This window comes from Novipirellula sp. (assembly GCF_041583735.1).
Lineage (GTDB): Bacteria > Planctomycetota > Planctomycetia > Pirellulales > Pirellulaceae > Novipirellula.
In genome coordinates, this window is sequence record NZ_JBFHFD010000538.1 from 1 (window position 1) to 5,995 (window position 5,995).

Annotated in this window: 4 protein-coding genes and 1 riboswitch; of the genes, 1 reads left to right on the forward strand and 3 read right to left on the reverse strand. The window is 54.5% G+C overall.

Annotated features, from left to right (window positions below):
* On the forward strand, positions 1–369 hold a 369-nt coding region (locus tag ABX962_RS27705; protein WP_372724295.1), incomplete at its 5' end, for a DUF3859 domain-containing protein.
* Between the two features lie 567 nt (positions 370–936).
* On the opposite strand, the gene ABX962_RS27710 is transcribed toward ABX962_RS27705, so the two are convergent.
* The 3 genes from ABX962_RS27710 to ABX962_RS27720 are packed head-to-tail and all read right to left on the reverse strand — an operon-like array spanning position 937 to position 5,155.
* Complete coding sequence (locus ABX962_RS27710; RefSeq protein ID WP_372724297.1) at positions 937–1,983, reverse strand: ribonucleotide-diphosphate reductase subunit beta; 1,047 nt, start codon at positions 1,981–1,983, stop codon at positions 937–939.
* Between the two features lie 3 nt (positions 1,984–1,986).
* Positions 1,987–2,268: a hypothetical protein gene (locus ABX962_RS27715; RefSeq protein WP_339941706.1), complete on the reverse strand. Its 282-nt coding sequence runs from the start codon at positions 2,266–2,268 to the stop codon at positions 1,987–1,989.
* Between the two features lie 25 nt (positions 2,269–2,293).
* A complete protein-coding gene (locus ABX962_RS27720; protein WP_372724299.1) occupies positions 2,294–5,155 on the reverse strand; it encodes a ribonucleoside-diphosphate reductase subunit alpha in 2,862 nt (953 codons plus the stop codon).
* 304 nt (positions 5,156–5,459) lie between these two features.
* Positions 5,460–5,714, reverse strand: a riboswitch (cobalamin riboswitch).
* Between the last annotated feature and the right edge of the window lie 281 nt (positions 5,715–5,995).

Consider the following 5,995-nt stretch of genomic DNA (forward strand, 5'->3'; position numbering starts at 1 on the left):
AAAGAGCTTCCGCGATTCTGCAAATCAACCACCTCCGTGCGAGCCGAGGTTGGCGTCGAATTTGGCTTTGTCGTCAACATCAAAAACGCCAAGAACCAATCGCTGCGTTATTGCATCGACCACCCAGGCATCCTGGACGCCGACGGCAAGAGAAGGCCCCCGTTTGACGGGGTCGTGTACGTCAAACAAAACGATTGGAATTTTTACCTTGGCGATACGATCTGGGAACCGATCGAGGACAAGCTAGGGTTGTGGCAGTTGACGATCGAGATGGACGAAAAGGTTGTCGCTGAGAAAACGTTTGAACTCTATTGCAAAGATGAGGGACCTGCGGAATATACCCTCGCTCCACCAAGCGAAGGGCCGTAATCCAGCGGTACCGATGCGGTAGCGGACATGCGAGAGAACATAGGCGGAAATTTGGTGCCGGTGGCTACCGCTGAGCCGCTAAAACTCTGGTATTGATGTCGGATATTGGGGTGAGTTTTTCTTCCAGCCTATAACGTAGTCACCTCTCCACCGACGAAGTCGGGGGAGAGGTCGAGCACGCCCTTAAGGCGTTGCTCGGGTGAGGGGGCGACCGCGCTATCATCCGCGCAATTCAGGTGCAAACGGCTTTTGCGTTGGTGAGCGAGTTGCTCGGTCAGCCCCCTCACCCGAATGTCGCTGAAGGCTCCATTCGACCTCTCCCCCAACGAAGTTGGTGGAGAGGTGGCAGAATACTAACGCAACCAAAAATCACAAGAACCGCAACGTTTTAGCTGTCCAGGCTTACGCCACCGACATGGGGCGTGTCGGCCTCCGGCCTAAGACAGTAAATTACAGCGTCTGCGTCCTGTGGCTACGCTCGCCAGAGCGTGGATGGTTACCAGCCAATACGAATCACCACCTTCTGGCGAAAGTAGCTACCCGAGAAAGCGTCATGGCGTTAGCGGATCAATCCCAGCTGAGACTGCCGGCGGATTGGTACTCAGTCACGCGAGTTTCGAAAAAGTTTTTCTCTTTGGCTAAGTCCATCGTCTCGCTCATCCAGGGAAATGGATTGGACGATCCGTACTGCATCGGTAACCCAATCCGCTCAAGTCGCCGGTCGGCAATGTATTGGACGTAGTCGCGGAACAGGTCGTGATTGAGTCCCAAGATTCCGGTCGGCAAACAATCGCGAGCGTAATCAAGTTCCAATTCGACCGCTTGCTTGACTCGATCGATCATCGCGTATTGGAACGCTTCGGTCCACAGCTGAGGATTCTCGGCTTTGATGCCGTTGATCAAATCAATCCCAAAATTCAGGTGAATCGTTTCGTCTCGCAAGATGTATTGGAACTGCTCTCCGATCCCGGTCATCAAATTGCGGCGATGAAACGACAACATCATCACAAAGCCGGTGTAAAAGAACACCCCTTCCATGATCAGGTAATAGCCGATCAAGTTTTTCAGAAACGCTTGAGCTCCATCGTCCGTGGACGTGGTGAAGTGCGGATCAAGCACTTCGGCAGTCAACTCGGTTTCAAACGCATCCTTGCGAGCGATCGAGGGGACTTCGTGATACATGTTGAACACTTCGCCTTCGTCTAGCCCCAGACTGTCGACGACGTACAAGAACGTGTGCGAATGCACGGCTTCTTCGAACGCTTGTCGAAGCAGGTATTGACGACATTCGGCATTGGTGACGTGTTTGAAAATCGCGAGAACAAGGTTGTTGCCAACCAGACTTTCGGCGGTCGAAAAGAAGCCCAAATTGCGCATGATCACGCGGCGTTCCGCGTCGCTCAATCGGTCGCTACGCCATGTTTCGATGTCCTTGGTCATCGGCACTTCGGTTGGCATCCAGTGGTTGGCGCATCCGTTTTGGTAGTGCTCCCACGCCCAATTGTATTTCAGTGGCATCAATTGGTTGACGTCCACCTGACTGCAGTTGATCAAACGTTTTTCGTTAGCGGCAAAACGATCGGCTTGAAGTTGGGTGTTTTGGGGTGCGTTCATGGCCTACATCCTCGGGTCGGTAGGAATGGGAATGGTGGATCGAGTGCGAAGCCAAGCGGCTAAGCCAAGACGGGTGTTGCAAGTGATCGGACCTTCGATCACTTCATCGTGTTTGTTAAAGTGGGTTGCTTGGAAAGGCCCGTTTCGCTGTGGCAAATCGAATCCGCCTAGGTCCGTCAGCGTAAAATGGTCGCCATTGTTCTCGACCCGAACAAACGCACGCGCGATGCCTGGGGTGTGAACAACGCGGAAACCGCGTTCGAGCCAATTGACGTAAAACAGCATTGCGTCGAATTCGTTCGTGCCACGACTATTGGCACGCCTCGCAATCGGGATCGTCGATCGAGCAAGCCGAAGCAGCGGGGGCGGGCATGCGATCGACACGGATCTGCCCCGATTGACTTGCCGATTTCATCCAACGCGGTTGGATGCCGTGCCGGTTCACATCAACCGTGGACTTTTCCACTTGGGTGGCTGCCAATGAACGCAGGTAGTACGTCGTTTTCAATCCGCGTTGCCATGCCAGGTGGTACATCGCATCAATCGATTTCCCACTCGGTTTGGCCAAGTACAGGTTCAACGATTGCCCTTGGTCGATCCATTTTTGGCGTCGCGAGGCGGCTTCGATCAACCATTTCGGTTCAATCTCCATCGCCGTGGCAAACAAACGCTTGATCGATTCGGGGATACGCTGGATGTCAGACAAGGATCCATCGTGGTACTTGAGTGAATCGAGCATTTGTGCATCCCACAAACCATGTTCGCTCAAAACGTCCACAAGCGGTTCGTTAATCTGAGTGAACTCGCCCGACAAATTGCTCTTGGCGTACAGCAATTTGTACGTCGGTTCGATCGACTGAGTCACCCCGATGATGGTCGAGATCGTTGCGGTCGGCGCGATCGCCAAACAGTTGCTGTTTCGCATCCCGTGCGTGGCGATCGAGTCGCGAACGACTTGCCAATCCATCGTCATCGATCGGTCAACGTCGACCGGCGTGTCGCGTTCTTGTTGCAGTAGTTCAATTGTGTCGATCGGCAACAAGCCGCGATCCCATTTCGACCCGCTGTACGATTCATAGCGGCCTCGCTCGGCTGCCAATTGGCTCGATGCCAACAGCGCGTAGTAGCTGATCGCTTCCATGCTGCGGTCGGCGAACTCGACCGCTTCGTCGCTGGCCACGGCAATCTGCAATCGATGCAGTGCGTCTTGGTATCCCATCAACCCCAGACCCACGGGACGATGGCGAAGATTGGCGTTACGCGCTTCGATTGTGGGATAGAAATTGATGTCGATCACGTTGTCTAGCATCCGCATCGCGGTGGTGATCGTCGCTTTTAGCAAATCATGATCCAGACGACCGTCGACAATATGGGCGGCCAGATTGACGCTGCCCAGATTGCAAACAGCGGTTTCGTCTTCGCTGGTGTTCAGCAAGATTTCAGTACACAGGTTACTGCTGTGCACGACGCCGGCGTGGTCTTGCGGGCTGCGGATGTTCGACGGGTCTTTGAACGTCACCCAGGGGTGTCCGGTTTCAAACGTGCGAGTGAGCAGTTTTCGCCACAACTCGGTTGCCGAAACTTGGCGATGTTGTTTCATTTTGCCAGCAGCGGCAAGTCGCTCGTAATGCTCGTACCGCTCGCGGAAACGACGGCCGTAGGTGTCGTGCAGATCGCTTGCTTCGTCGGGGCTAAACAGCGTCCACGTTCCATTTTCGCGAACCCGCTGCATGAACAGGTCGGGGATCCACGCCGCGGTGTGCATGTCGTGCGTCCGGCGGCGATCATCGCCGGTGTTCTTTCTCAGATCTAAAAACTCTTCGAAATCAAGATGCCAAGGCTCAAGGTAGGCACATACCGCCCCTTTGCGTTTGCCGCCTTGGTTCACCGCCACCGCCGCGTCATTGACGATCTTCAAAAAGGGAATCACCCCTTGGCTTGTCCCATTGGTGCCCTTGATTAGCGAACCGGTGGCACGGACGCTCGTCCAGTCGTTGCCTAGCCCGCCCGCCCATTTGGAAAGCATCGCGTTGTCGCCAATGCTTTTGAAAATGTGAGCCAGATCGTCTTGCACCGTCGTCAAGTAGCAGCTGCTCAATTGCGGATGCTGAGTGCCCGAGTTGAAAAGTGTCGGCGTCGCGCTGGTGAACCGGAACGACGACAGCTGTTGATAGAACTCGATCGCCCGATCGGTTCGCTGGTTTTCATCTTCACGAAGGGCTAGTCCCATCGCGACCCGCATCCAAAAGTATTGCGGCGTTTCGATGCGGCGTCCATCAACGTGCAGCAAGTAGCGGTCGTAAATCGTCTGCACGCCCAAATAGCGAAACAGCTTGTCTCGTTCGGGTAGTAAGCCGTCGGCGAGTCGTTGATGATCGAAGCTTCGCAGTTGTTCGGACAATCGACCGCAGCGAATCCCTTCGATCACGTAGTGTTCAAAACGATCGCGATAAGTGTCCGCAAAGTCCTCGTCAATTTGGGTCAAACCCAGCGTTTGGCGATACACGATGGCCAACTGCATTGCCGCAGCAAAGCGGTCATAGTCCATGCTTCGCTCGATACGGCTGCGAGCCGAAAGCACAAGTGCGCGGGCGATGTCCTCGGGCGTCATTCCGTCGAACGATCCGCGAATGACTTCGGCAACGATCTCGCTGGTCTCGATGTTCGGTAGCGTCGACTCGGGAATCGATTCGAGAAATGTTTTCAGCTTGGCTTCTGAAAATGCAACATGCACGCCCGGTTCAATCTGCAGCCGCAACTTCGGAGCAGAACCGCTGTTGTCGATGGACAATTCGTCGAGTCCCGAGTCGACGTGACGCACCGCTCGCAGTCGTGCATGCTCGGTACGGTACAGGATGTAGCGACGCGCGACTCGAAAATGCTCTCGCTGCATCAAGCCAATTTCGACGACGTCCTGGATCTGTTCGACACTCAGGCAGCCCGACGCCGCATCCCCGGACGCAAACTCATAGACTTGGTCGATGATCGCCAGCACATCTTGCTCGATTTGTGGTGCAAGCGGTTGGCCTTCGGCGAGGTTCAATTCCGCGCGGAACGCTTTTTCGATCGCCGACTCGATGCGACCACGGTCCATGTCGACTTCGCGACCATCGCGTTTGCGAACTTTCAATACGGTGGTGAGGCTTGCCTGAGCCGAAGTCGTGTTAGACATGGTCATCCTAAGTCTGCAGTGCTAGCTCGGTTCGATCTTGGGCCAGCGCCGGATTGCAAATGCCGTGGCGGGGTTGCCCAATGGGTTTGCGCGTACCGTCAGCTCAGACTGAAAACCATTTTTGCATGGACGTTCAGATAGCTTTACGAAGCGGCGACAACAGTGATCGAGCAGAAGCTCTGTGAACAATGAAAATCGAATCGACGCGATTCACAGAAGATCAAGATGCCAGTGCAGCCAATTGGCTTTCGGCAGACATTCCCGTCGAATCACATCGCAACGATCACCCCAATCCAAGAGGGCACGAAATCGTCTATTTCGTGGTAGGTCTTCTGACTTACTGCCGACCGAGTTCTCACAGCCTTCTCGCCCCGATTTCCTGTCACACAGGTTTCCCGAGCAATGGCGTTTTAAATGAAAGAGTTTCGGTTTGGATGCATTTGATTCACGCATCCGAGGGCAGTTCACAGCGGCTGGACCATCCCGGAATTTCACCGGAGTTCCCTGTTCACTCGCGAGTGTAGAAACACCGCAAGTCACCACGAACGCTTAAGAATCTAACAGCTGACACGGCGACGTCAATGCTTTGCTAGCACAATGTCGTTTGTTTTCGTTTGGACGCGTTTTTCGCGAGATTCCGTGACGACGACAGTAAAGATTTCGATCCCAAGGTGCGTGGTTTCCGAATTCCCCATTCGTCATCACTCGAAGCGTTCGCGGGGGGAATCTTTATCTTGATTCGGTCCCTCGCTGACGCGTCGGGTTGGGATTTGTCGGGTTAGGATTTGCCGGGGAAAACTGCCCCGTCATGCGGCGGGGCGACGCTACCCTGTGGCAACT

Excerpts from the sequence above, each read along its gene's own strand:
- ABX962_RS27710 (WP_372724297.1), bottom strand. The coding sequence starts at position 1,983 with ATGAACGCACCCCAAAACACCCAACTTCAAGCCGATCGTTTTGCCGCT.
- ABX962_RS27715 (WP_339941706.1), bottom strand. The coding sequence starts at position 2,268 with ATGCTGTTTTACGTCAATTGGCTCGAACGCGGTTTCCGCGTTGTTCAC.
- ABX962_RS27720 (WP_372724299.1), bottom strand. The coding sequence starts at position 5,155 with ATGTCTAACACGACTTCGGCTCAGGCAAGCCTCACCACCGTATTGAAA.